At 64.3% G+C, this 23,809-nt stretch carries 25 protein-coding genes and 1 pseudogene; 14 read left to right on the top strand and 12 right to left on the bottom strand.

Annotated elements, in window-relative coordinates; all coding sequences use genetic code 11:
* The first annotated feature begins 171 nt into the window (after nucleotides 1-171).
* From ACFQDL_RS13975 to ACFQDL_RS14010, 8 genes are all read left to right on the top strand, one after another.
* Complete coding sequence (locus ACFQDL_RS13975) at nucleotides 172-1,200, top strand: molybdopterin dinucleotide binding domain-containing protein (RefSeq protein ID WP_379909554.1); 1,029 nt, start codon at nucleotides 172-174, stop codon at nucleotides 1,198-1,200.
* A complete protein-coding gene (locus tag ACFQDL_RS13980) occupies nucleotides 1,161-1,475 on the top strand; it encodes a hypothetical protein (protein ID WP_379909556.1) in 315 nt (104 codons plus the stop codon). The genes ACFQDL_RS13975 and ACFQDL_RS13980 overlap by 40 nt, the downstream gene beginning before the upstream one ends.
* Nucleotides 1,476-1,487: 12 nt before the next feature.
* Nucleotides 1,488-1,625, top strand: a complete 138-nt coding sequence (locus tag ACFQDL_RS13985; protein ID WP_379909557.1) for a hypothetical protein — start codon at nucleotides 1,488-1,490, stop codon at nucleotides 1,623-1,625.
* Between the two features lie 12 nt (nucleotides 1,626-1,637).
* Complete coding sequence (locus ACFQDL_RS13990) at nucleotides 1,638-2,333, top strand: 4Fe-4S dicluster domain-containing protein (protein ID WP_379909558.1); 696 nt, start codon at nucleotides 1,638-1,640, stop codon at nucleotides 2,331-2,333.
* 18 nt (nucleotides 2,334-2,351) lie between these two features.
* Complete coding sequence (locus ACFQDL_RS13995) at nucleotides 2,352-3,281, top strand: dimethyl sulfoxide reductase anchor subunit family protein (protein ID WP_379909559.1); 930 nt, start codon at nucleotides 2,352-2,354, stop codon at nucleotides 3,279-3,281.
* Between the two features lie 78 nt (nucleotides 3,282-3,359).
* Nucleotides 3,360-4,727 carry an NAD-dependent succinate-semialdehyde dehydrogenase gene (locus ACFQDL_RS14000; protein ID WP_379909560.1) on the top strand — a complete coding sequence of 456 codons (1,368 nt, stop codon included), beginning with the start codon at nucleotides 3,360-3,362 and terminating at the stop codon, nucleotides 4,725-4,727.
* Between the two features lie 95 nt (nucleotides 4,728-4,822).
* Nucleotides 4,823-5,569: a TSUP family transporter gene (locus ACFQDL_RS14005; RefSeq protein WP_379909561.1), complete on the top strand. Its 747-nt coding sequence runs from the start codon at nucleotides 4,823-4,825 to the stop codon at nucleotides 5,567-5,569.
* Nucleotides 5,570-5,677: 108 nt separating this feature from the next.
* Entirely contained in the window at nucleotides 5,678-6,799 is a 1,122-nt protein-coding gene (locus tag ACFQDL_RS14010; RefSeq protein WP_379909562.1) for a CapA family protein, read from the top strand.
* Nucleotides 6,800-6,924: 125 nt separating this feature from the next.
* Here the strand turns inward: ACFQDL_RS14010 and ACFQDL_RS14015 are convergent, their stop codons facing one another.
* The 8 genes and pseudogenes from ACFQDL_RS14015 to ACFQDL_RS14050 form a co-directional block, all read right to left on the bottom strand.
* Nucleotides 6,925-8,823: an ABC transporter substrate-binding protein gene (locus ACFQDL_RS14015; RefSeq protein ID WP_379909563.1), complete on the bottom strand. Its 1,899-nt coding sequence runs from the start codon at nucleotides 8,821-8,823 to the stop codon at nucleotides 6,925-6,927.
* Between the two features lie 137 nt (nucleotides 8,824-8,960).
* Entirely contained in the window at nucleotides 8,961-9,698 is a 738-nt protein-coding gene (phbB, locus tag ACFQDL_RS14020; protein WP_379909565.1) for an acetoacetyl-CoA reductase, read from the bottom strand.
* A gap of 57 nt (nucleotides 9,699-9,755) precedes the next feature.
* On the bottom strand, nucleotides 9,756-10,256 hold the full coding sequence (locus tag ACFQDL_RS14025; protein WP_379909566.1) for a hypothetical protein: 501 nt from the start codon (nucleotides 10,254-10,256) through the stop codon (nucleotides 9,756-9,758).
* A 134-nt stretch (nucleotides 10,257-10,390) separates the two neighbouring features.
* On the bottom strand, nucleotides 10,391-11,029 hold the full coding sequence (locus ACFQDL_RS14030; RefSeq protein ID WP_379909567.1) for a response regulator transcription factor: 639 nt from the start codon (nucleotides 11,027-11,029) through the stop codon (nucleotides 10,391-10,393).
* A 108-nt stretch (nucleotides 11,030-11,137) separates the two neighbouring features.
* Nucleotides 11,138-11,449 (bottom strand): ATP-binding protein, encoded by a 312-nt coding sequence (locus tag ACFQDL_RS14035; RefSeq protein WP_379909568.1) that lies wholly within the window; start codon nucleotides 11,447-11,449, stop codon nucleotides 11,138-11,140.
* Between the two features lie 218 nt (nucleotides 11,450-11,667).
* Nucleotides 11,668-13,161: pseudogene (locus ACFQDL_RS14040) on the bottom strand (MASE1 domain-containing protein); the annotation flags it as partial.
* A 101-nt stretch (nucleotides 13,162-13,262) separates the two neighbouring features.
* Nucleotides 13,263-14,873: a BCCT family transporter gene (locus ACFQDL_RS14045; RefSeq protein ID WP_379909569.1), complete on the bottom strand. Its 1,611-nt coding sequence runs from the start codon at nucleotides 14,871-14,873 to the stop codon at nucleotides 13,263-13,265.
* A gap of 127 nt (nucleotides 14,874-15,000) precedes the next feature.
* A complete protein-coding gene (locus ACFQDL_RS14050) occupies nucleotides 15,001-16,257 on the bottom strand; it encodes a M24 family metallopeptidase (protein ID WP_379909570.1) in 1,257 nt (418 codons plus the stop codon).
* Nucleotides 16,258-16,420: 163 nt separating this feature from the next.
* Here ACFQDL_RS14050 and ACFQDL_RS14055 point away from each other — a divergent pair, with 163 nt between their 5' ends.
* Nucleotides 16,421-17,350 (top strand): LysR substrate-binding domain-containing protein, encoded by a 930-nt coding sequence (locus ACFQDL_RS14055; protein ID WP_379909571.1) that lies wholly within the window; start codon nucleotides 16,421-16,423, stop codon nucleotides 17,348-17,350.
* A gap of 7 nt (nucleotides 17,351-17,357) precedes the next feature.
* Here the strand turns inward: ACFQDL_RS14055 and ACFQDL_RS14060 are convergent, their stop codons facing one another.
* Nucleotides 17,358-17,591, bottom strand: coding sequence for a hypothetical protein (locus ACFQDL_RS14060; protein ID WP_379909572.1), 234 nt, complete (start codon nucleotides 17,589-17,591; stop codon nucleotides 17,358-17,360).
* Nucleotides 17,592-17,851: 260 nt separating this feature from the next.
* The gene (locus ACFQDL_RS14065) at nucleotides 17,852-18,199 is read right to left on the bottom strand and encodes a DUF3461 family protein (protein WP_379909573.1); all 348 of its coding nucleotides are present in this window, start codon (nucleotides 18,197-18,199) and stop codon (nucleotides 17,852-17,854) included.
* A 235-nt stretch (nucleotides 18,200-18,434) separates the two neighbouring features.
* Here ACFQDL_RS14065 and ACFQDL_RS14070 point away from each other — a divergent pair, with 235 nt between their 5' ends.
* Nucleotides 18,435-18,671: a hypothetical protein gene (locus tag ACFQDL_RS14070; protein ID WP_379909574.1), complete on the top strand. Its 237-nt coding sequence runs from the start codon at nucleotides 18,435-18,437 to the stop codon at nucleotides 18,669-18,671.
* Between the two features lie 86 nt (nucleotides 18,672-18,757).
* Here ACFQDL_RS14070 and ACFQDL_RS14075 read toward each other — a convergent pair whose 3' ends face one another.
* Together ACFQDL_RS14075 and ACFQDL_RS14080 are read right to left on the bottom strand one after the other, a co-directional pair.
* Entirely contained in the window at nucleotides 18,758-19,153 is a 396-nt protein-coding gene (locus ACFQDL_RS14075; protein WP_379909575.1) for a DUF3461 family protein, read from the bottom strand.
* A gap of 228 nt (nucleotides 19,154-19,381) precedes the next feature.
* Nucleotides 19,382-19,744, bottom strand: coding sequence for a glutathione S-transferase N-terminal domain-containing protein (locus ACFQDL_RS14080; protein ID WP_379909576.1), 363 nt, complete (start codon nucleotides 19,742-19,744; stop codon nucleotides 19,382-19,384).
* 191 nt (nucleotides 19,745-19,935) lie between these two features.
* Here ACFQDL_RS14080 and ACFQDL_RS14085 point away from each other — a divergent pair, with 191 nt between their 5' ends.
* Genes ACFQDL_RS14085 through ACFQDL_RS14100 form a run of 4 tightly spaced genes read left to right on the top strand, consistent with a single transcriptional unit; the run spans nucleotide 19,936 to nucleotide 23,677 of the window.
* On the top strand, nucleotides 19,936-21,270 hold the full coding sequence (locus ACFQDL_RS14085; RefSeq protein WP_379909577.1) for a vWA domain-containing protein: 1,335 nt from the start codon (nucleotides 19,936-19,938) through the stop codon (nucleotides 21,268-21,270).
* Between the two features lie 33 nt (nucleotides 21,271-21,303).
* The gene (locus ACFQDL_RS14090; protein WP_379909578.1) at nucleotides 21,304-21,921 is read left to right on the top strand and encodes a hypothetical protein; all 618 of its coding nucleotides are present in this window, start codon (nucleotides 21,304-21,306) and stop codon (nucleotides 21,919-21,921) included.
* Nucleotides 21,921-22,994, top strand: a complete 1,074-nt coding sequence (locus tag ACFQDL_RS14095; protein WP_379909579.1) for a sensor histidine kinase — start codon at nucleotides 21,921-21,923, stop codon at nucleotides 22,992-22,994. Before ACFQDL_RS14090 ends, ACFQDL_RS14095 begins: the two co-directional genes overlap by 1 nt.
* Complete coding sequence (locus ACFQDL_RS14100; RefSeq protein WP_379909580.1) at nucleotides 22,991-23,677, top strand: response regulator transcription factor; 687 nt, start codon at nucleotides 22,991-22,993, stop codon at nucleotides 23,675-23,677. Before ACFQDL_RS14095 ends, ACFQDL_RS14100 begins: the two co-directional genes overlap by 4 nt.
* Nucleotides 23,678-23,809 lie beyond the last annotated feature (132 nt).

A 23,809-nucleotide genomic window follows, 5' to 3' on the forward strand; every position in this document is an offset into this window, starting at 1 on the left:
CATCGACAAGGCCTACAGCTGGGATGCGCCGATCTCCTGCCATGGGCTGATGCACATGGTGATCAGCAACGCCGTCAAGGGCGATCCGTACAAGATCGATACGCTGATGCTGTTCATGGCCAACATGGCCTGGAATTCCAGCATGAACACCGCCCAGACCCTGGAGATGCTGTGCGCCAGGAAGACGACGGCGAGTACAAGATTCCGTTCATCGTCTGCTCCGACGCCTTCCATTCGGAGATGGTCAGCTATTCCGACCTGGTGCTGCCCGACACCACCTACCTGGAGCGCTACGACACCATCTCGATGCTGGACCGGCCGATCTCCGAGCCCCATGCGGCCTGCGATTCGGTGCGCATTCCGGTGATCCAGCCGGATCGCGACGTGCTGTCGTGGCAGGAGGTGATGATCGAGATGGCGGGCCGACTCGGCTTCCCGGCCTTCACCCGCGAGGACGGCGGCCGCAAATACGACGGCTACAAGGACTTCATCGTCAATTTCGAGAAGGAGCCCGGCATCGGCTTCCTCGCCGGCTACCGCGGCAAGGACGGTACCCGGTCGCTGCGCGGCGAGCCCAACCCGGAGCAGTGGGAAGCCTACGAGGAGAACGAGGGCTTCTTCGAATTCGAGCTGGAGCCGAACCAGCGCTATCTGCGTCACGCCAACCGCGACTATCTGACGCTGGCGAAAGAGGCCGGTTGGGTCGGTTCGACCGACCAGATCGTGATCGAGCTCTATTCGGAAAAATTGCAGACCTTCCGCCTCGCCGGCCAGGGCCTCTACGACGGCCCGATGCCGACCGAAGCGCATCACAGGGAGCGGCTGCAGAAGTACTTCGATCCGTTGCCGTTCTACTACATGCCGCTGGAGGAGCAGCGTATCGACCGGGACGAGTATCCGTTCCATGCCGTGAATCAGCGGCCGATGTTCATGTACCACAGCTGGGACAGCCAGAACGCCTGGCTGCGCCAGATCATGTCGCAGAACTATCTGTTCATGAACCGCGTGGCGGGCGAGAAGGCCGGCATCGAGGACCTGTCCTGGGTCTGGGTCGAGTCCCACAACGGGCGTATCCGGGTGCAGGTCAAGCTGATGGAGGGCTGCAATGAACAGACGGTCTGGACCTGGAACGCCATCGCCAAAAAGGGCGGTGCCTGGGGTTGTCGAAGGATGCCAACGAGGCCACCGACGGCTTCCTGATGAACCACCTGATCTCCGAACTGCTACCGCGCAAGGGCGATGTGCTGGATCGCGTCACCAACTCGGACCCCGTGACCGGCCAGGCGGCCTGGTACGACCTGCGGGTGAAGATCACCAGGGCGTCGCCGGGCGAAACCGGCGCCTGGCCGACCTTCGGCGCGGTCAAGCCGCTGCCGGGCGCCAAGGAATCGCCGCAGATGCTCAGCTATGCGACTCACAGGAACGTCAACCTCAAGCGTGCAATGGCAGATGTCCTGACACGCGGCGAGAAGTAGGAGGAAAGCACCATGGCAAAACTCGGACTCGTCGTCGATCTGGATACCTGCGTCGGTTGCCACGCTAATGTGGACAGTGCGACGGCCTGCAAAAACGTCAACCACGAGCGCCCGATGCTCGACATTTCGCTGACGCGCGGCGAGAAGTAGGAGGAGAGCAAAATGGCAAAACTCGGACTCGTCGTCGATCTGGATACCTGCGTCGGTTGCCACGGCTGCGCTACAGCCTGCAAGCAGTGGAACACCTCCGGCACCATCGGCCCGCTGTCGGACAAGGACCCCTATGGCCGCGATCCCTCGGGCGCCTGGCTCAACCGCATCCGCACCTACGAGGTGGGGGACACCCCCAACAGCAAGACCGTCAACATGCCGATGTCCTGCATGCACTGCGAGGACGCGGCCTGCGTCACCGTCTGCCCGACCGGCGCCTCCTACAAGCGCAAGGAGGACGGCATCGTGCTGGTGGACCAGGACAAGTGCATGGGCTGCAACCTCTGTTCCTGGGCCTGCCCCTACGGCGCCCGCGAACTGGATCCGCAGCAGGGCACGATGAAGAAGTGCACCCTCTGCGTCGACCGCATCTACGACGAGCGGCTGCCGGAGGAGGAGCGCAAGCCGGCCTGCGTCATCACCTGCCCGACCAAGTCGCGGGTGTTCGGCGACTTCGACGACCCGGACTCCGAGGTCAGCCGGCTGGTGCGCGAGCGCGGCGGCCAGCAACTGATGCCGGAGCTGGGTTACAACCCGGTCAACACCTACCTGCCGCCGCGCAACAAGAAGGTGGTCGAGACTTACGACGTCAAACCGTCGTTAGGCAAGACGATGAAGAAATGGGTCAACAAGGTTATCGCCCGTTGAGGTGGAGGAGTTAAACGAATGCATCCGGCATTTTCCGTACTGATCTTTACCGTCACCTCGGGGGCGGGCTATGGCCTGATCACCCTGCTGGTGCTGGCCCAGTTGGCCGGCCTGCCGGCGCTGCAGGACCGCACCCTGCTGCTGGCAGGTGGCGGCCTGGCGCTATTGATGATCACCGTCGGCCTGCTGTCGTCGACGCTGCACCTGGCCAATCCGAAGAACGCCTGGCGCGCCTTTGCACGCTTTCGCACCTCCTGGCTGTCGCGCGAGGCGGTATTCGCCGTGCTCTTCTATCCGGTGGCGCTGCTCTATCTGTTCGGCGTCTACACCCAGGGCGCCGACCTCAACGGCTTCTTTGTTTTCTGCGCCATACTGGCGGCGGTGCTGGCGATGGTGACGCTGTTCAGCACCAGCATGATCTACGCCAGCCTCAAGACCATCCGCCAGTGGTGCACCGCGCTGACGCCGCTCAACTACCTGGTGCTGGGGCTGATGTCCGGCGCGCTCTGGCTGTTGGCGCTGCAGGCGCTGCTGCAGGATCGCCTGTCGCCGGCTCTGCAGGGCACCGCCCTGGGGCTGGTCGTGCTCGGCGCCGTCGCCAAGCTGATCTACCTGTTCTGGATCGGCAAGCCGGCCGGCGCCACCATCCGCACCGCCACCGGCTTCACCCAGGCGAGTGTGCGCCTGCTGGATGCCGGCCACAGCGCCGGTACCTTCCTGACCGACGAGTTCGGCTATACCGTTGCGGCGAACAAGCTGCTGCGGTTGCGGTTTGCGATGCTGGGACTGGCTTTTCTGCTACCCTTGGTGCTGCTGTGGCAGGGACCGGCCATCGTTGTGCTGCTGGCGGCGCTGCTGTGCATGGCGGGGCTGCTGGTCGAGCGCTGGCTGTTCTTTGCCGAGGCCAGACATGTGGTCCGTCTGTACCACGGCGACGCAAGGACCTGAGCGGCGCTTGCAGAATAGATTCGGGGTCGCAATCATGCAGTATCGGCCCCGCTGAACGGAACAGGAGACAAGGCAACGATGATGTTCGAATCGCGCAATCCGGCGACCGGTGAACTGCTCGAAGTGTTCGATCTGCTGGCGGACAACCAGCTCGAGGACCGGCTGGTCCGGGCCCGGGCCGTCGGCCATGACTGGCGTAAAAGCAGCCTGGACGAGCGTGCCGGGCTGCTCAGGCGCATCGCGCTGCAGCTGCGGGAGCAGCGCGAGTCCCTGGCCCGCACCCTCTCGCTGGAGATGGGCAAGCTGCTGCCCGAGGCCCTGGGCGAAGTGGACAAGTGCGCGCTGTGTTGCGACTACTATGCCGACCATGCCGGCGAGATGCTGGCAGAAGAACCGGTGGCCACCGAGGCGCGCGATTCGCGAGTCGTTTTCGAGCCGCTCGGCACCATTCTCGCGGTGATGCCCTGGAATTTCCCGCTCTGGCAGGTGTTCCGTTTCCTGGCGCCGACGCTGATGGCCGGCAACAATGCGCTGCTCAAGCACGCGCCGAACGTCTCGCGTTGTGCCCTGAATGTCGAAGAGATCCTGCACCGTGCCGGTGCGCCCGAGGGGCTGTTCAGTACCCTGCTTATCTCCGTCGAGCAGACGGCAAAGGTGATCGCCGATGTCCGGATCAAGGGCGTCGCCTTTACCGGCAGCGAGGCGACCGGACGCAAGATCGCGACCCTGGCCGGCCAGCACCTGAAAAAGGCAGTGCTGGAGCTCGGCGGTTCCGATCCCTTCATCGTGCTCGAGGACGCCGCTCTCGACCGTGCCGTCGACATGGCGATGCGCCTGCGTTTTGCCAATGCCGGCCAGATCTGCGTCGCCGCCAAGCGCTTCATCCTGCTGCCCGGCATTGCCGAAGAGTTTGTCGGCCGCCTGGTCGAGCGGGTGGCTCAGCTGCAGACGGGCGACCCGCTTGACGCTGCTACGACGCTGGCGCCGATGGCACGGGAAGACCTGCGTCTGCAGTTGCAGGCCCAGGTACAGGCCGCCATCAGCGATGGCGCCAAACTGCTGACCGGCGGCGAGCCGCAACATGGCGACGGCTGGTTCTACAAGCCCACGGTGCTCGACGGCGTCAAGCGCGGCAACACCGCCTTCGACGAGGAGCTGTTCGGCCCGGTAGCGTCGATCGTGCGGGCCCGCGACGAGGCGGACGCCATCCGGCAGGCCAACGCCACCCGTTTCGGCCTTGGCGCCAGCGTCTGGACCGCGGACATCGAACGGGGCGAGGCCATCGCGCGCCGGATCGAGGCCGGTGCCTGTTTCGTCAACGCCCCGGTGGTCAGCGACCTGCGCATGCCGTTCGGCGGCACCAAGGCGTCGGGCCTGGGCCGGGAGCTTGCCAGTTACGGTATCCGCGAATTCTGCAATATCAAGTCCCTGTGGATCACCGAATGACCAGATCTGTCAATGTAGTGGGCATCCGGGAGTTCAGCGCTCTCAACAATCTTCGGAAATCCCTCAGGGTAGCTGAATGACAATGATGCACGATCTTGGGCAGCTCTGAACTGCTGCTGCTCTGTCTCGCGGCGGGCAGCTATATCCAGGCGACGACCGGCTTCGCCTTCGGGCTGATCGTGATGGCCAGCGTGACGGCGCTTGGTCTGGCACCGATTGACGTCACGGCACTGCTGGTCAGCGGCCTGAGTCTGGTCAACTCCGCCACCACCCTCAAGGGCGGGCTCTGGCGCCATATCAACGGCCGTGCGTTGAGTTGGGTGCTGCTCGCCTGCATCCCGGCTACCTTCGCCGGCCTCTGGCTGCTGAACCACAGCAGCGATGACCAGCGTGGCCTGCTCCAGGGCACCCTCGGGCTCTGCCTGATCGGCAGCAGCCTGCTGATGATGTACCGCGTGCGGCAGCTCGAGAGACCATCGTCCGGCCCCGCTTTCGCTGCCAGCGGGGTGCTCGCCGGGCTGATGGGCGGGCTCTTCTCCACTTTCGGGCCGCCGGTGACCTTCATGATGTATCGTCAGCCGGACTCCATGCTGGCTGTTCGGGCCACGCTGCTGTGCCTGTTCAGCGTGACTGCAGTGTTGCGTCTGAGCGCAGTGCTCTGGACCGAGCCGCTGGACAGCCGGGTGGTCAGCCTGTTTCTGCTGGGTGCGCCCGCCGTGATGCTGGCGGCCATCGCCGCGCGCCATTTCCCGCCGCCGCTGTCGAACGATGCGCTGCGACGCTTCGCTTTCGGCCTGTTGCTGCTCTCCGGCACCGGCCTGACGCTGAGGGGCTTTCTGTAGGTCGGGGCAGGCGTGCATGGCACAGGGGCTGTCATCCTGCCGAGCTCGGAGCGCGCCGTAACCCACCACGCGATCCTCCAGCGTCTACGCTTGTAGCGGAGGCTCAGGATGCAAAAAGGTACTCACTCCGAAACGCGACTCTTCTTCTGCGGCGACTTGATGACGGGTCGCGGTATCGACCAGATTTTGCCGTACCCGTCCGAGCCGCGCCTCTACGAGCCCTGGGTTCGCGATGCCCGCGACTACGTGGCCCTGGCCGAACGGCGCAACGGGCCGATCGAGCGGCCGGTGGCGTTCGACTACTGCTGGGGTGACGCCCTGGCGGAACTCGAGCGCTTTGCGCCGGATCTGCGCATCGCCAATCTCGAAACCGGCATCACCACCTGCGACGACTGCTGGCCCGGCAAGGGCATCAATTACCGCATGCATCCGGACAACCTGCCGATACTGACGGCGGCCGGCCTCGACCTCTGCACACTGGGCAACAACCATGTGCTCGACTGGGGCCGCGCAGGCCTGATTGAAACCCTGGACTGCCTGGCCCGGGCCGGTATCGCGACGGCAGGTGCCGGACGGGATCCGGCGCAGGCCCGGGCTCCGGCAATCATGCAGCTGCCGGGCAACGGCCGGCTGGTACTGTTCGCGCTGGGGATGGCGGACAGCGGCGTTCCGCCGGCCTGGGCCGCGAGCGGGTGCCGGGCCGGTATCTGGCGGGCGGATGAAGAGGAGTCCGGTGCTATCGTTGCCTATGCCCGGAAACTGCATGCGAGGCGAGACCCCGGGGACATCCTGGTCTGCTCGATCCACTGGGGCGGCAACTGGGGCTACGACATCGGCCGCTGGCGACGCGAGCTGGCGCACCGGCTGATCGAGGCGGGCGTCGATATCGTACATGGCCATTCGTCCCACCATCCGCTGGGGATCGAGTGTTACCGGCAGCGCCTGATCCTCTATGGCTGCGGCGACCTGCTCAACGACTACGAGGGTATCCGTGGGCACGAGGAGTATCGCAGTGAACTGCGGGTGCTTTATCTGGTGCGCTTCGACGCGGCCCGGAACTGCCTGCTCGGGCTGGAGGTGGTGCCGCTGCGGATTCGCCGCATGAGGCTCCAGCGGGCGCAGCCGGGCGAGGCCGCCTGGCTGGCGCAGCAGCTCGACCGTGAGAGCCGTCGGCTCGGCAGTCGGGTAACGTTGGGCAAGGATGGCCGGCTCTACCTGCAAGTCCAGTAGGTTGGAATGAGGTCCGAAGGGCGAATTCCGCTCCACGCCATCCCCCGGAATTCGCCTTTGGCTCATTCCAGGCTACAGATGATCACCGCCAAACTGACTCCGAATGCTTCCTGAAAATCCGCCATTCAAAGGCCCAGCCACTCGGGCCGGCGCGGAATATCGACCGAAAAGACACGTTCCATGCGGATCGTGCCGTCTTCGATCAACGCCTGTACGTCGGAGCCGTCAGTGGGCCCGGTGATATGGCTGCGGTAGACCAGCACCCGGTTGACGCCGCGATGGTCCTGCGGCGTCCAGGTCGCCGGGGAGCAGACGCCCTCCAGCCCTGCCGGCACCCAAACCTGGTGCTGGTAGATGGCCTGGCGGATATTCGGCCCGGTAATGCCGCCGTTACTGTCGGCCCATTCCATCGCCTCCTTGAGATAGAACATCGAGCAGATGCCGCGGATATAGTGCACCGGCCGATAGAGGTGGCCCGCCGGGTCGGACATCTTCGAGACCTCCTGGACACGGTACATGCCGGGCACCTCGTCACCCCATTTCACCGCACCCATCACCCAGACCACGCCGTCGGCCGCGGCGCCCGCGGCCTTCATCACGGTTTCGTCGAAGCCCCAGATATTGACCATGAACTGGGATTCGACGCCCAGGGCATGGCAGTGCTTCAGCAGCGCCGAAACGGACAGGGTGGTGTTGGCCAGAAACGCGTAGTCGGCGCCCAGTGTCTTGAGACGCCGGCACTGGGCGCTGAAGTCTCCCGGCACCATCGAGTAACTTATCGACGGCAGCAGCTCGAAGCCCAGCTCGGTGGCGAAGGCTGCGCAGGCCTTTTTCGGCGCATTGGGGTAGGGGGAATTTTCGCCCATATGCACGAAACGCGGTATGCCTGTCCGGCCCCGCTCGCGCCAGTCCGACTGGGCCCACAGCACCAGCCCGCGACAACCGTCGGAGTAGGAGGGACCGTAGAAGAAGTTGTAGGGTGTGGCCCGGCCACTGTGCTGGCCGGTCGGGTCGGTCAGCGAAGCGGCATAGGACGACGAGAAGAAGGGGGTCCGGTCCTCGGTCACGGATTTGACAAGCGCCTCGGTGGTCGGTGTCCCCCAGCCCTGGATTGCCATCAGCTCCTGGGTCTGCCACTTGCGGTAGGCCGCCAGCGCCCGCGGTACCAGGTAGGAGGTATCGGTGGTGTCCAGATCGATCAGCTTGCCGTTGATGCCGCCGTTGGCGTTGATCCAGTTGGTCGCGTCGATCACCGCCTGACCGTAGATGCGCCCGCTGCCGGCCGTCACGCCGCCGAGATCCACGAGCTGACCGATCAGCAGATAGCTGCCGGCCGGGCGCGACCCGGCTTTCGCCTCGTCGGGAGCGGGACCCTGCCGCGGTGCCGGCAGCAGCCAGATCGCCAGGGCTCCCAGCGCAAGGCCGGTAATCAGGCTGAGGACGGCGACCTGCCAGCCGACGACCCTCAGCGTGCGTACCCGGGTCGGCATGACATTGGTCGCGCGGACCCGGTAAACGTTGATCGGCTTGGCGATATTCTTGACCTGCTGTTCGCCAAGGAAATCGTAGCCGCACTGCACCTTGCCTTCGACGGCGTCGTACACAGGGCTCGAGATGCAGATGCCGCCGGGGTCGGCCAGTGTCTCCATACGTGCGGCGATATTGACGCCATCGCCGTAGATGATGCCGTCTTCGTCTTCGATCACGTCGCCGAGGTTGACGCCGATACGAAATTCCATGCGCCGCTGCGGCGCAAGTTCGAGATTGCGCCCCTCGAGCACCTTCTGGATCTCGACGGCGCCGTCCACCGCTTCCACGGCGCTGGGGAATTCGGCCAGGATATTGTCGCCCGGCGCGTCGACGATGCGCCCCTGGTGGCGGTCGATGACCCGGCCGATCGCCTGCTTGTACTGCTTGAGGGTCTCCAGTGTCGCCTGTTCGTCTTCGCCCATCAGGCGCGAATAGCCGACGACATCGGCACTGAGAATGGCGGCCAGCTTGCGCTGACCCTTCGGCTGGTTCATCGAACTGGCTGCACTTCTGCTTTTCGGTGGTTCCGGGTGGGACCCCGGTCTCAATCAGCAGTGTAGCCTTATATGGCGGTGGCGGTGGCGGTAGAGGAGGGCGGCAGCCGGCAGGGGCACCGGCTGCCCAAGGCGGATCAGTGCATGTACTGGCCGCCGTTGACCGAGAGGTCGGAGCCGGTGATGAAGCCGGCATCCTCGGCGGCGAGGAAAGCGACGGTACGCGCGATCTCCTCCGGCTTGCCGAAACGCTTGACCGGGATCTGCTGGCGAATCTGTTCGCGAATTTCCTCCGGCACCGCCATGATCATGTCGGTGGCGATATAGCCCGGCGATATCGTATTGACGGTAATGCCCTTGCTGGCCACTTCCTGGGCCAGCGCCTTGGTGAAACCGTGCATGCCGGCCTTGGCGGCACAGTAGTTGGTCTGGCCGAACTGGCCCTTCTGGCCGTTGATCGAGGAGATGTTGATGATGCGGCCGTACTGCTGCTCCAGCATCGCCTCGAGGCAGACGCGCGACAGGTTGAAGACGCTGTTCAGGTTGGTCTGGATGACCTCGTTCCACTGCTCGGGCGCCATCTTCCTGAGACTGGCGTCACGGGTGATGCCGGCATTGTTGACCAGCACCGAGACCGTACCGTATTGGGACCATATCTCCTCGTAGCATCGCTGACAGGATTCGAAATCCGCGACGTTTGCATAGGCGATACCGAAATCGTAACCCTCCTTCTGCTGCGTCTTTTGCCAGCGTTCGGCTTTCTCGGCGTTGCTGTAGCCGGCGATCACCTTGAAGCCGTCATCGGCGAGACGTCGGCAGATGGCTGTTCCGATACCGCCGGTTCCACCGGTTACGAGGGCAATTTTCTGACTCATGATGGCAGGTCTCCTTCAGTCGTTTGGATGTTCGGGGTCGGGCGATCCCGGCGCGGCTCAGCCAGCCGCGGCGAGGACGTAATCGGACGGCATCGCGCTTCTGCGGGGGAAGGACAGGTGCTCCATCGCTTCCTGCAGAATCTGAACATGGGCGTCCTTGAAGGCACAGAGATTCTGGTACAGTGCGCTCAGCAGCGAGCCGTGGGGCTCCTGGCTCTGGCAATAGCGGTAGAAGTGCCTAGCCTCCTCTGCAAGTTCCAGTGCCGCTCCGATCAGGGCGCGTGCGCCGTTGGCGTTGAGTACGAAGAAATGCTCGGCGTCGGTCGCGTTGCCGGCAACGCTCGGGTTCGACCCTTCCGGTTTCCAGAGCTGGTGGCGCAGCATTTCGCGCCGGTAGCTTTCCATTTCCCGCGCCTGCAGGGTGAGTATCAGTGCCAGTCCGGCATCGTAGGGTTTCAGCTTCAACGACCATTCCCGAAAGCAGCGCTGCTGCTCGTCCTCGAGGGCGATGGCCGTGGCCAGGTTCTTTTGCGGACCTTCCGAAGCGGAGGAATACATCGGTGCTTGTTCTCCAGTCGCATGACGGCCGGGGCCGGCGACGTCGCGATTGTTATTGGTATAAGGGACGACCCTGTCCGGGGAGGCTGCATATTAAGCCCCAGCGGCGCGATGGGAGCTATACGTGCGACCACCTATGGATGTGGGCCCTTGTTCAGATCGAGGATCCCGCCGATCAGGGCCTGGGCGATGAGGTCCGGGAGGGAGCGGGCTTCCATCTTTTCGAGTACCCGCGAGCGGTGGATCTCGACGGTGCGATAGCTGACGCCAAGCAGGCGGGCGATCTCCTTGCTCGAGCGGCCGGTCACCATCCGTCCCATCACTTCCTGTTCCCTCGGCGTCAGACGTCGGTAGCGCTCCAGGATGGCGGCCTTGCGGGCGGCCTCCCGGCGGCTTTCGCGGTCCAGCTGGACGGCGTCCTCGACGATGGCCAGCAGCTCCTGGCCCGGCACCGGCTTGGTCAGGAAGTCGAAGGCGCCGGCCTTGATGGCGCGTACCGACATCGGGATATCGCCATGGCCCGACAGGAAAATGACCGGCAGATGGCAATCCAGCTCGTTCAACTGTTGGTGCAGTTCCAGTCCATTGAGGCCGGGCATGTGCACATCCAGGATCAGGCAGCCACCGTTTACCGGATCATAGCGGTCGAGAAAGTCTTCGGCCGATGCAAAGGCGGCGACACGCCATCCGGCCCGCTTAAGCAGGAGGCTCAGGGCATGACGGACGAAAGGATCGTCGTCGACCAGATAGACGGTGGCTGTCGTCTCTATCATGATACGGCTCCATTCATGATGCGGGCTCGGCGCCGGGTCGCCCCAGGCGCTGTCGGTGGACTGGCACAGACTAATGGCCAGCGCACCGGGGGGAATACGTGCAGCCCCCTATGGACAAGCCTGCGTCGCAGCTTTCTGTTCCTGTCGTGCCAGCGGCAGCGTAAAGCGGAAACAGGCCCCCGGTCCCGCTCCGCTATCGGCCCAGAGCCGCCCGCCCCTGGCCTCGACGATCGAGCGGCTGATGGTCAGGCCCATGCCGAGGCCGCTGGGTTTGGTCGACTCGAACGGCTCGAAAATGCTTTCGCCCAGTTGCGGCGGGATGCCGGGACCCGAATCCTGCACCCGGATCTCGATATGACGGCCCTCGCAAAGCCGGCTGGCAATGGTGATCTCCCGCTGCGGGCTCCTGGCGTCCAGCATCGCCTCGCAGGCATTGCGCAGCAGATTGACCAGCACCTGCTCGATCTGCACGGCGTCCAGCCACAGCGGCGGCAGCGGTTCTTCGAGTGCCAGGTGGATGGCGACGCCCTTGCGGCGGATTTCCGCTGCCAGGAAGCCGAGGGTTTCCTGATCAGGGCGTTCAGGTCCACCCAGCGGCTGTCGTCCCGGCTCTTGCCGACAAAACCACGCAGGTGGCGGACGATGGCGCCTGCGCGGTGGGCTTGATGGGCGGCGCAGTCGATCACTTGCAGCAGCTCGCCGTCCCGGTCTTCCGCCAGCGAGCGGGCCACCTCGCAATAGCTCGAGATCGCCATCAGCGGCTGGTTCAGTTCGTGGGCGAGGCCCGAGGCCATCTCGGCCGCGGTGGCGACGCGGTCGAGGTGTGCCAGCTGCGTCTGCCAGCGCCGGGCATCCTCTTCGGCACGCCGCCGCTCGGTGATATCGAGGCCGATACCGACGACGTACTCTATCCGGCCGTCCTCGCCCTGCAGGACATTGCTCGACCAGGAGATCAGGTGCAGGCTGCCGTCACGGGCGCGCCAGTGGTTCTCATAGTACTCATGCAGCTTGCCTAGCCGTACGCCGGAGGCGATGTCATAGGCGGCCTGGCGCTCGTCGTCCGGGACCAGGTCGAGGTCCCAGAACGGACGACCCAGTACTTCGTGCGCCTGTCGGCCGCTCACTGCCTCGCAGGCTTTGTTGAAGCGGACGATACGCCAGTCCCGGTCCAGTACGATGATCAGCGCATCGGCGGTGTCGAGGATGGTGGAGACGAAGTTGCGCTGCTGACGCAGCTGCTCCAGCGTGCGACGCTGGGTCGAGACGCCGGCACCGAGCAGCAGCGACAGCAGTCCGTAGATCGTCACGAAGGACCAGAGCAGCGCCAGGCTACCGGTGGCGCTGCGCCTGACGAAGGGGCCGTGACCCAGTGCCGTACCGAGGATGGCGGCGCCGGCGACCAGCAGTATGGCCAGTGTCGTCCAGTGCAGCGGCAGGCGCATGGCGATCCAGATCAGCACGGGGACCGGCAGAAAGGCGAGCGGAACGAGGCTTTCGTTATCCGGCGGCCAGCTGCCGAAACTGATGGCGCAGACGAGGGCGAGCAGCAACAGCATGCCAAGCCCTTCGGTCGAGCGGCCTGCTGGTGGCCGGTCGGCGGGCGAGGTCAGCAGCAGCAGCGGCGGTGTCAGCAGCAGCACGCCGGCAGTATCGCCGAGCCACCAGATCAACCAGTGCCAGCCTTCGATGGGCCCGCTCAGCGGGCTGACGAGGAAGCCCAGCATGCTGAGGGTGACATTGAGGGCGGCCGGTACGGCGCCGCCCAACAGCACCAGTGCAATGATATCGGAGATCCCCTGCAACCGGATATCGAATCCCGGCCAGTGCCGCAGCAGCCAGGCGCCCAGCAGCGGCGACAGAGCACTGCTCAGGGTCACCGTCAGCAGGGCCAGCGGAGGTAGCTCGGCCACCAGTGCCAGCGCCGCCGTACCGAGTACGGCGCCGGGCCAGATACGATAGCCGTAGCGCAGTACCGCGGCCAGGGCGATACCCGCCGGTGGCCAGACGGCAGTGCTCTGGGTTTCGCCATAGGCAACCGCCAGCCCGGCGAAGCCGGAAACGAAACAGGCGGTTGCCAGCGCCGTGATGGACGCGATATCGCGCCAGGACAGGAACTTCATTACACAGGGCATCTCTTTACGAAGCGCCACCAGCCCCGACGATGGTCAAGACCGGTGGCGGTCGCAGCGTCATGCACGGATCGGGAATAAATCCATGCCTTTGCTTTACATCATTAGCGCCCCGTGACTGAAATGGCAACCTCGGAAGGTGAGCTCAACAGCGCCTTGAGCATCGACAGGCACATCAGCAGCATGACCAGCGAGAACGGCAGGGCGCCGATGATCATCGCTTTCTGGATCGCGGTGAGGCCGCCGGCCAGCATCAGCGAGCCGGTGACGAAGGTCAGCGCCAGTCCCCAGATCACGCGATGACGGGTGGCGGGATCGGCGTTGCCGCCGGCCATGATGGTGTTGAGCACCAGCACGCCGGAGTCCGCCGAGGTCACCAGGTAGGTGACGATCAGAATCACCGAGGCGATCGCGGCCAGCCTGCCGAGCAGGCCAAGGTCCAGCTGCTCGATGGTCACGAACAGCGAGGCGCCGATATTGCTGTTGACGGTCTCGGTGATGACGCCGGCGGCCTGGCCGCTGGTCTCCATGTCCAGGGCGGTACCGCCGAGGAAGGCCATCCAGATGAAACACATCAGGGTCGGTACCAGGATGCCGCCGAGCACGAATTCGCGGATCGTACGGCCGCGGGAAATGCGCGCCAGGAAGAGGCCGACGAAGGGCGCGAAGGCGATCCACCAGGCCCAGTAGAGAATGGTCCAGCCGGTCTGCCACTGTCCCAGCTCGCTGTCCTTGTCCCAGACCGAGAAGCTCAGCGACGGCAGGCTGGCGGTATAGTCGAGCAGGCTGCTGCCGAACAGTTTCAGGGCATAGAGGGTCGAGCCGAACAGTACGAAGACGCCGAGCAGGGCGAACGACAGGTACATGTTGATATGGCTGAGCCATTTCACGCCGCGCTTGACGCCGGTGACCGCCGACAGGATCGACAACGCCATGATCAGCGCCAGAACCAGCACCAGCGCGACGTTGGTCGGCTTGCCGTCGGCGTCGAGCAGCAGTCCAGCGCCGCTGATGGACTCGATGCCCGAAACCAGCTGGGAGACGCCGGTGCCGACGGTCGAGGCAACACCGAGGATGGTGGCGACCACGGCGATGACGTCGACCAGGTGGCCCAGGTGACCGTTGAGACGCTCGCCGAACAGCGGATAGAGGGTCGAGCGGATCGTCAGCGGCAGGTTGTGACGGTAGGCGAAGTAGGCCATCGCCAGGCCGGCGGCGATATAGACGCCCCAGGCATGCAGGCCCCAGTGCAGCAGGGTATAGCGCATCGCGGAGGGTACCGTTTCGGCACTGGCACCGGCGACGACGCCGCTAATAATGTCGGGGTTGTTCTGGAAGTGGTAGAGCGGCTCGCCGATGGAGTAGAACATCAGGCCGATGCCCATGCCGGCGCTGAACAGCATCGCGAACCAGGAGAAGAAGGAGAACTCCGCCACCTCGTTGTCCCGACCCAGCTTGATGCGGCCGAAGCGGCTGCAACTGACGAAGGCGCAGAAGATCAGCATGAAGGAAACGGCATAGATGTAGTAGCTGTTGAAGTTGGCCAGCAGAAAGCTGTTGATGCCGCCGAGGAAGTCGACCGCCATCTCGGGATAGACGGCGGCATAGACGACCAGCGAGACGATGATCAGCTTGCTGAACAGGGTGACGGTCGGGTTGAGCCCTTCATAGAGGCCTCTCTGGGCCAGGGCGACATTGAGGTTATTGTTGTTCATCGTTGGGACTCTTGGCTGTTATCGTTATTGTCTTGGTTGGGCAAAAAGGTGCTCGTCCCTGAGCGAAGGCTGCATGTCCATGAACGCAATCGGTTCGGGGCGGCCAGACCCGGTCGGGCATTGCCCGCTAGCGCAGCAGTTCCTCCTCGAACGGGAATTCGGACAGCAGCCGGATACCGGTCTCGGTCATCAGCAACTGCTGTTCGAGCTTGACGCCCTCACGGCCGCCCGCTTCGCCGATATAGCTTTCGACGCACAGCGTCATGCCCGGCAGGATCTCGCCGTCGTATCCGGCGGCGGGGAAGTCGGCATGGTGATAGAGGTAGGGATACTCGCCGGTCATGCCGACGCCATGGGCCGAGAGGTAGTAGCGGTTGGCGTGGTATTTCTCAGGAATGTTCCAGGCCCGGTCGGCATAATTGCGAAAGCTCATGCCGGGCTTCAGAATGTCCATGTTGTGGTGAACCTGCTCGTAGGCCAGCTTGTAGAGGGTGCGCTGCGCCTCGGTCGGCTTGCCGGGGCCTGTGTGGAAGGTCCGCGAGAAGTCGGAGTAGTAGCCGTGGCATCCGACGACGTCGGTATCCAGCGCCACCAGCTCGTTCTCGCCGATGACGTGGCTCGAGCACTCCTGGAACCAGGGGTTGGTGCGCCGGCCCGCACTCAGCAGCCGGGTTTCGCAGTAGTCGCCGTTCTGGGCGATCACCGACTGGTGCAGCACCGACCAGAGCTCGTTTTCGGTGACGCCGGGGCGGATCGCCTCGCGCAGCCTGCCGACCGCCACCTCGGTCGCCCGCAGCGAGGCGATCACGCATTTGACCTCCTCGTCGGACTTGATGGCGCGCGCCATCTCGATCGGTTCCTGGGCATCGACGATGCGCACCCCCAGCTGCGCCATGGCGATGGCGGCACCGGCATTCATCCGCTCCAGGCCGACGGTGGCACCGGGGCCGACCAGCTCGGTGATGGTCGCGACGATCTCGGCGGCCCAGGCCTTTTCGCGGACGGCGATGTCGGGCCCGGCGGCGACGAAGCTGGCGGTCATCGACGGGCGCACCTCGTCGATGGTCTCGTAGCCGGCGGCCAGATGCTCGCAGCCGGTGAATTCGAACAGGATGGTGCGCTGCTCGGTGACGATCAGGTAGCGGGACGGCGTGTTGCGGGCGCAGAAGATCTGCATGTTGCGGGTGCCGGTGGCATAGCGGATATTGACCGGGTCCGAGATCACCAGGGCGCCGATGGCCCGCTTGCGCATTTCCGCACGCACCCGCCCGAGGCGGTAGCGGCGCACGGCCCCGAGGTCGATGCCAAGGCTTTCGGGCGCCTGATCCAGTAACTGGATATCGTTGAGGTCGGCGCGCTCAGCGTGCCAGTCCAGAGTTGTCATCGTGTTGTTCTCGCCTTTGGGGTTCGAATAACCCCAGTTCATAAATGAAGGTCGCAATCAGACTGGTGAGGATCTGAATAGCTCTGCGATACTTGGCAGTCTAAGAAAGGTCAGATGTCCAGTACATCCGATGGTTTTTCATCTCTGGAGATAACTTCAGGTTATGAAGAGTTTGAGGCACCGGCTGCCGTCACTGACCAGCCTGATGGTGTTCGAGGCGGCGGCGCGCACCCTGAACTTCACCCGCGCGGCCGAGGAGCTGCATGTCTCCCAGGCGGCCGTCAGCAAGCAGATCCGCTATCTGGAGGACTATTTCGGTTTCGAGCTGTTTCAGCGCCATGGCCGACGCGTGACGCTGTCATCGCGGGGACAGCAGCTGCTGCAGAAGGTCAGCGCGTCTTTCAACTACCTGGCGGATGCAGTGGATGAACTCGGTACCCATACCTCCGTGGCTTCGGTCACCCTGGCGGCGAACACCGCGATGTCGCATTACTGGCTGAGTGCGGCGATCAACGCTTTTCGCGATCGCTACCCGGCGTTTGGCGTCAATATCCGGGTGATCACGTCCGACCACACGCCCGATCATTTCGCCGACGACGTCAATCTGGCGGTGGTCTACGATCCGTCACGGCGGATCGGCTGGAGTGGCGAGCTTTTGTTCGAGGAGGAGCTCTATCCGGTGGCCAGCCCCGACTATATCCGTTCCCACCCGCTCTGCGGCGAAGGGCCCGAGGCGCTGTTGTCCCATCGGCTGCTCGACTACGAACGGGTGGAGCCGAACTGGATCAACTGGCCGGTCTGGTTCGAATCACTGGGGGTCAACGCACGGGGGTTGAAGGCATCCGGCCACGGCAACAACTATACCGTGCTGGTGGATGCGGCGGCGCGGGGACACGGGGTGACCCTGGGTACGCGCTACCTGCTGGATCTGGAGCTCCAAAGTGGCAGGCTGGCGCGGTTGTCGGACTTCAGTGTCCGTTCCGGCAGGGGGTACTACCTGATGCTGAACAACGAACAGCCCTACCGCGAAGAGGTCGGCCTGATTCATCAATGGCTGCGGGAATTCCGGGTCGATGCCGCAGAGGGAGGTTGAACGGCGATCAGATTTCGATATCGAGCAGGGTGCCGAGGACATTGTCGGCGGCCTGGATCACCTTGACGCCGGACAGTGCATAGGTTTCCGCCTGCTGCAGGCCAATGAGGGAATCGGTCAGCGGCGCCTCGACCGGCAGGTCCGCGGATGCACGGGCGATATTGCCGGCATGCCCGTTCAGGCTGGCCGAGGCATTTTGCAGCGTTTGCACGCCGCTGGCATAGGCGCTGATGGTGTTCATGGAGCGGGCTCCAAAACCGACGGATTTCGCAGATTCTGAACGGTTTCGGCGCCCAGGTACAGTTTTCGCGATTTGGTCAAAAAACAGGGCCCGGCCGGGCCCTCAATGGCGGGCTTGTTTCCATCGTCTGAGCCCGTAGCCTGGAATGAGCCCCAGGCGATGCGCCCCAGACGAATTCCGGGTTTGGAGGCCATGGCATGGAGCGCCACCTGGTCGGAATTCGCCCCTCCGGGGCATCATTCCAACCTGCGTTCTACGTCTCATTTCCACTGCTGCAGGTTATGCCTCAGCTCCTCGATCTTGGCACTGAACACCAGTTCCAGCTGGTTCAGTTCGGTCAGCAGCTGATGCCGTGTCGGCGCCGGCTGGCCGTTGCGCGTCAGTTGCCTGAGCTCGTCCAGTGCCTGCAGCAGTTCGGGCGCGGCGCTGCGGTTGTCGTGGCACGGACGGTCGAAATGAAACTTCATGCTTTGCGGCTGGTGACCGCCCGGCGCCTGCCGGAAGTAGACCTTGAGCTCATCGCTGTGGCTGCCTTCGTGCAGCGTAAAGCGGCTAATCTCCTCGGTATGTCGAATGCCCATCGCGGTCAGGGTCGGAAATGTGGACATGGGGCCTCCTGTTGCAACGACGGTCGGTCCGCGACCGGATCGGGATTCAGCTTAGGTTTTTTGACCTTGGGGCTATAGCGCCAGTCGCGCACGATTGATGATGCCAGTGGACCGGCTGGTCCCAGGCGCGGGTCTGCGCTGGATCTATGGCGGTGTCACCAGGCCCCGCACTATGTCAGTCAGAGCGGCCGCGATCAGGTGGCCCTGTCGTTCAACTGCACCGGAGGTAAGGCTGATGTCGACGCAGACTGTGGAAATCAAACTGGGTGCCGAGGCAAGGGAGCTGTTCGAGGCTTACGAGCGCCATACCCGGGTGACTGCCGAAGTCTATATCGGCGAGCTGGTGGACAAGACGCTGCCCACGCTGCGGGCAATGGTCGAGGCGTTCGACGAGTGTCAGGACGACCCTGAAGCGGTGATGGAGGTATTTGGCCGCAAGATGGGCGAGATGATGCTGCGTAGGGTGGGTTAGCGGCGCAATCACGAGCGCCGGTTCCGGTTACCGATTTGCCTGGGCGCCGCGTAACCCGCCGGTTGGCGTCTACGCTGGTACGGATTCTACTTCAGCTCCTCGATCTGGCGCCGCAGCTCGCCGATCTTGGCGTTCATCACCTTTTCCAGATGGTCCAGTTCCTCGAGGAACTGCGTCCTGAGGTCCTGGTTCGACGGCACAGTCTCGGGCCGGGTCAGGCGGCTCAGCTCCTCGACCGCCTTCTGCAGCGTCGGGCTGCTGTCCTTGAGATCCTTCCACTCGGCCAGGCCACGAAATTCCAGCGGGATGGATTTGCGCGGCCGGGCGAAGGAGAACTTCTTGCTGCGCGAGCGCAGTGAACCCTTCGGGCGCTGGTAGTAGATCTTCAGCACGTCGACGTCGCGCTCGCGGCGCAGGCTGTACCTGGTGATTTCGTCGAAGGAGGTAATGCCCATCTCTTCGAGGGTCGGATAGTCTGACATGGGTCTGTCCCGGCAATAACAAGCGGTGGCTGAAAATTTTGTCCCTATTCGGGTATAGCAGTGGTCACCGCGAAATACCCGGAACAATGTTTTTGTTATTGTCGAGGCCCTGGTCCGTTCAGGGCAGGCGCCAGTATAGTGCGCGCGTCGGAGCCGAATAGAGCCAGGCTTCGGTGGCGTGTGGAGCCAGGCCGGCCGCGAGCAGGCCTGGCTGGAGGGGGCGGTGCGTCAGGCCGCGACCGAATCGAGGTAGCGGACGATATCGCCGGATTCATACATCCACTGCACGTCGCCGTTGTCGGTTTCGATGCGCAGGCAGGGCACTTTCAGCTTGCCACCCTGTTCCAGCAACTCCTGACGGAAGCGCTCTTCGCGCTTGGCGTCGCGGGTTTCGATCTTCAGCGACTGGCGCTTCATCGCCCGGCGCACCTTGACGCAGAATGGGCACGCCTTGTACTGGTACAGCGCCAGGCGCGACGTCTGACTGTCGAGCACGGCCTGCTGATCGGCCGGTCGCTTCACGCCGCGCGGCGTGGTCAGGAAATCGAGCAGGAGAATGATGCGTCCGAGAATCCAGCGGATGATTGCCATTGAGTGTTGCCCTCTGAAAACGAGCCTGTGAATTTGCGGCGGCTTTATACCACAAACGCTGCCTGGCGGTCGAATATTGATCAGCGCAGGGTGGCGCTTACAAATCTTTTACAAAGTGCAGACGTTTGGCTGACCATTGCCCGGGAAGCGGTCGCTAGAGTGCATACATCATTCGCACAGGGAGTCCAGCCATGACTATTTCACTTGCCAGCCTGCGCTGGTTCCATTCCGTTTTGCTTCTGCTGCTGTGCCTGCCGCTGACCGTACAGGCGCGGGAAGTGCAGCTCGATCTCAGTCTTGCCACCCCGGTAATGAATGCCGGAGTGGCACAGAACGCCTTTATCAAGATCGCCCTCGACGGTTTCGAGCGGCGGGGACTGGCGGAGCGCACGCCCGCCAATGTCGCCATCGTGCTGGACAAGTCCGGCTCGATGGGCGGCGACAAGATCAGGCAGGCCAGGGAGGCCGCCATCATGGCGCTGGAACGTCTCGACGAGCGCGATATCGTCTCGGTCGTCACTTACGATTCGCGGGTCGAAGTGGTGGTGCCGGCGACCCGGCTGCAGGACCGCGATCCGATCTACCGTGCCATCCGCCGCATTCAGGCCGGCGGCAACACGGCGCTATTTGCCGGGGTCAGCAAGGGCGCCCGCGAGGTACGCAAGTTCCTCGATCGCAACCGCGTGAACCGGGTGATTCTGCTGTCCGACGGCCTGGCCAACGTCGGGCCGCAGACGCCGCAGGAGCTGGGGCGGCTGGGGCAGTCGCTGGCACGGGAGGGTATCAGCGTTACCACCATCGGTCTGGGGCTCGGCTACAACGAGGACCTGATGACGCAGCTGGCCGGCTTCAGCGATGGCAATCACGCTTTCGTCGAAAACGCCGGGGACCTGGCGCGGATCTTCCAGTACGAGTTCGGCGACGTGATGTCGGTGGTGGCCCAGGATCTGACCATCGAGATTCGCTGTCTCAACGGTGTCAGACCGTTGCGGCTGCTCGGACGCGAAGGCGAGGTGATCGGTGATCGCGTGCGAGCCCGCCTGAATCAGCTTCACAGCGAGCAGGAGAAATACCTGGTGCTGGAGGTCGAAGTCCCGGCCCAGCCGCCCGGCAGCGAACTGGAGCTGGCCAGCGTGCAGGTGGACTATGCCAATCTGGCGACCCGCGAAACCGCTCAGCTCAACGGCCGGGTGCGTGCCGTTTTCAGCCTGTCCGAGGAGGAGGTGCGGCAGGCGGTCGACAAGCCGGCGCTGGAGGCGGCAGTCGAGCAGGTGGCCAACGAATACAGCCGCGAGGCGACCGAGCGCCGCGATCAGGGGGATGTCGAGGGGGCGAAAAGCATTCTGCAGAAAAGTGCCGAGCTGCTCGGCGCCCAGGCCGAAGCGCTTGATTCGCCGAAGCTCGAGGCCCAGGAACAGGAAGCGCTGCAGGACGCCGATGAGCTATCCTCCGATGATGACTGGAATCGCAAGCGCAAGGAGTTGCGCGAGCGCCAGTACAAACGTGCGACACAACAGACCTATTGATCCGGCAGGCCGCGCCCGGGAGTGACTGACATCTTGAATTACCGTGCCCCGTTGTTGCTGATCCTGCTGATCCTGGTGCCGCTGCTGCTGCTCGGCTGGCTCGGTGTCAGGCTGCAGCAGAACGAACGGCAATTGCTGGGGCTGCAGCTGCAGAAGCTGGTCGAACAGCAGCTGGAAACGGTCGACGGCCAGCTGCAGGGGCATTTCCAGCAGCTCGAGCGCCTGCTGCAACAGCAGGCGCGCCGGCTGCATCGCCTGGCCGACCGCGACTATCCGGCCGACCGTCTGCGGGCCTTTCTCAAGGATTCCGCCCAGGTTCGGCAGCTGTTCGTGCTCGACGACCGCGACGAGCGTCTCTTTCCGCCGCGCCAGCAGCCCCTGAGCGCAGACGAACAACGCCTTGTCGAACAGTTGCAGCCGCTGTGGCAGTCCCCGGACCTGTTCCGGCCGGCCGGTGCGGATCCGCTGGCACTGGATACGTCCGCTGGCGGTGACCGGGACTATCTGGCCAGCGGCCAACTGGCGCGCCAGGCTCCGGCGGAACTGGCCGATGCCTTCAGGACCGAATCCGAGCCCGCTGCCGCCCCGGCCGCCGAAGGGGGCCGGCGACAGCCTCGGGTTGGATCGCCTGGTATGCCAATGCCGGCCTGATGCATATCTACTGGTGGCGGGATCCGCAGGGGCGCATCCTCGGTTTTGTGCTCAACGATGCGCGCTTGCTGTCGGATCTGATCAACCGGCTGCCGGACGGTGGGGAGGGGGACAGCCAGCTCGGGCGCGCCGAAATACGCCTGCTCGACAGCCATGACGAGACGCTCTACAGCTGGGGCGCCTATCGTGGCGAGGGCCCGGCCCTGCGCAGTATCGGTCTCAGCCATCCGCTGGGCAGCTGGAAGCTGGAGTACCATGCCCCGGAGCTGCAGCAGGTCTCGTCCGGCGGCTGGCTCGGTTCGCTGGTCTCGCTGCTGCTGCTCGCGACCGGGCTCGGCAGTCTCGGCTACCTGCTCGATCGCGAGCACCGGCGCGAGCTGCGTCTGGCGCAGCAGCGGGTCAACTTCGTCAACCAGGTGTCCCACGAGCTGAAAACACCGCTGACCAATGTGCGGCTCTATGCCGAGATGCTGCAGGAGCGCCTCGACGATGAGGGGACCGAGCCGACGGTACGCCGTTACCTCGGGGTGATCGCCGGCGAGAGTCAGCGCCTGTCGCGGCTGATCGACAACGTGCTCAGCTTTTCCCGGCTGCAACGCCAGCAGCTGCGGCTGACGCCCGAACCGGGCAATCCCGACGAGCAGGTCGAGCGCATCCTGCAGACCTTTGCCCCGCTGCTGTTGCAGCGGGGCATCGATCTCTCCTTCGATGCGGGCATTGACCGCAGTCTCCGGTACGACCCCGCGGCGCTGGAGCAGATCCTCAACAACCTGCTGAGCAACTGCGAGAAATACGCCCCCGACAGCGGCCTGCTGCGGATCCGCTCCTGGCTCGATGGGGCCATGCTGTGCATCGAGGTGCAGGACCGGGGGCCGGGCATCGATGCGGGCGAGCGCGAGCGCATCTTCGAGCCGTTCTACCGCAGCAGCAACCGCATTACCGACGGCGTTGCCGGTACCGGCATCGGGCTCGGGCTGGCCCGGGATCTGGCGCGGGCCCACGGCGGCGACCTCAGCCTGGAACCCGGCGGTTCCGGTGCCTGTTTCAGGATCCGACTGGAGACGACCCGATGAAAACGCTGATCGCCGAGGACGATTTCAACATCCGGCTGGGACTGCGCGACCTGCTGGAGGGCGAAGGCTACGACTGTATCGAGGCGGCCGACGGCGAACAGGCCTGGGCGCTGTATCTCGAGCAGCGTCCGCAGCTGGCGCTGCTCGATATCATGATGCCGAAGCTCGATGGCTACAGCCTGTGCCGGCGCATCCGGCAGCAGGACCAGCAGCTGCCGGTGATCTTCATCAGCGCCAAGTCCGAAGAGATCGATCAGGTGGTCGGCCTCGAACTCGGCGCCGACGACTACATCAAGAAGCCCTTCGGCAGCCGCGAGGTGATCGCCCGCATCCGCGCCGTCACGCGGCGCTGTCTCGAACGCGCCGGGCCGCCGGCGGACGACGACAGTTTCCGGATGGCGGATCTGCAGGTGTTCCCCGCGCAGCTTCGGGCCGAGCGCGACGGCGGCAGGATCGATCTGAGCCTCAGGGATCTGCGCATTCTGCAGCTGCTGTACCGCAATCGCGGCCGGGTGCTGAGCCGCGACCAGCTGTTCGACGAATGCTGGGGGCGGCATTACCTGCCCAGCAGCCGCACCCTCGACCAGCATATCTCGAAGCTGCGCAAGGCGGTGGAGCGCGATGCCCGCAACCCCGCGATCATCGTCACGGTGCATGGCATCGGCTACCGCTTCGATGGCTGACGAGAGGGTAGGGTGGCAATGAGCGACGCGACCGCCATGGATGGCGGGGGCCGCCCCGCGTGCAGGAGCAAATGCCAGCGAACTCCACCATTGATTGCGTTAGGCGTTAGGCGTTAGGCGTTAGGCGTTAGG

The sequence above is a fragment of the Marinobacterium aestuariivivens genome (assembly GCF_042661465.1).
GTDB classification, from domain to species: Bacteria; Pseudomonadota; Gammaproteobacteria; order Pseudomonadales; family Balneatricaceae; genus Marinobacterium_A; species Marinobacterium_A aestuariivivens.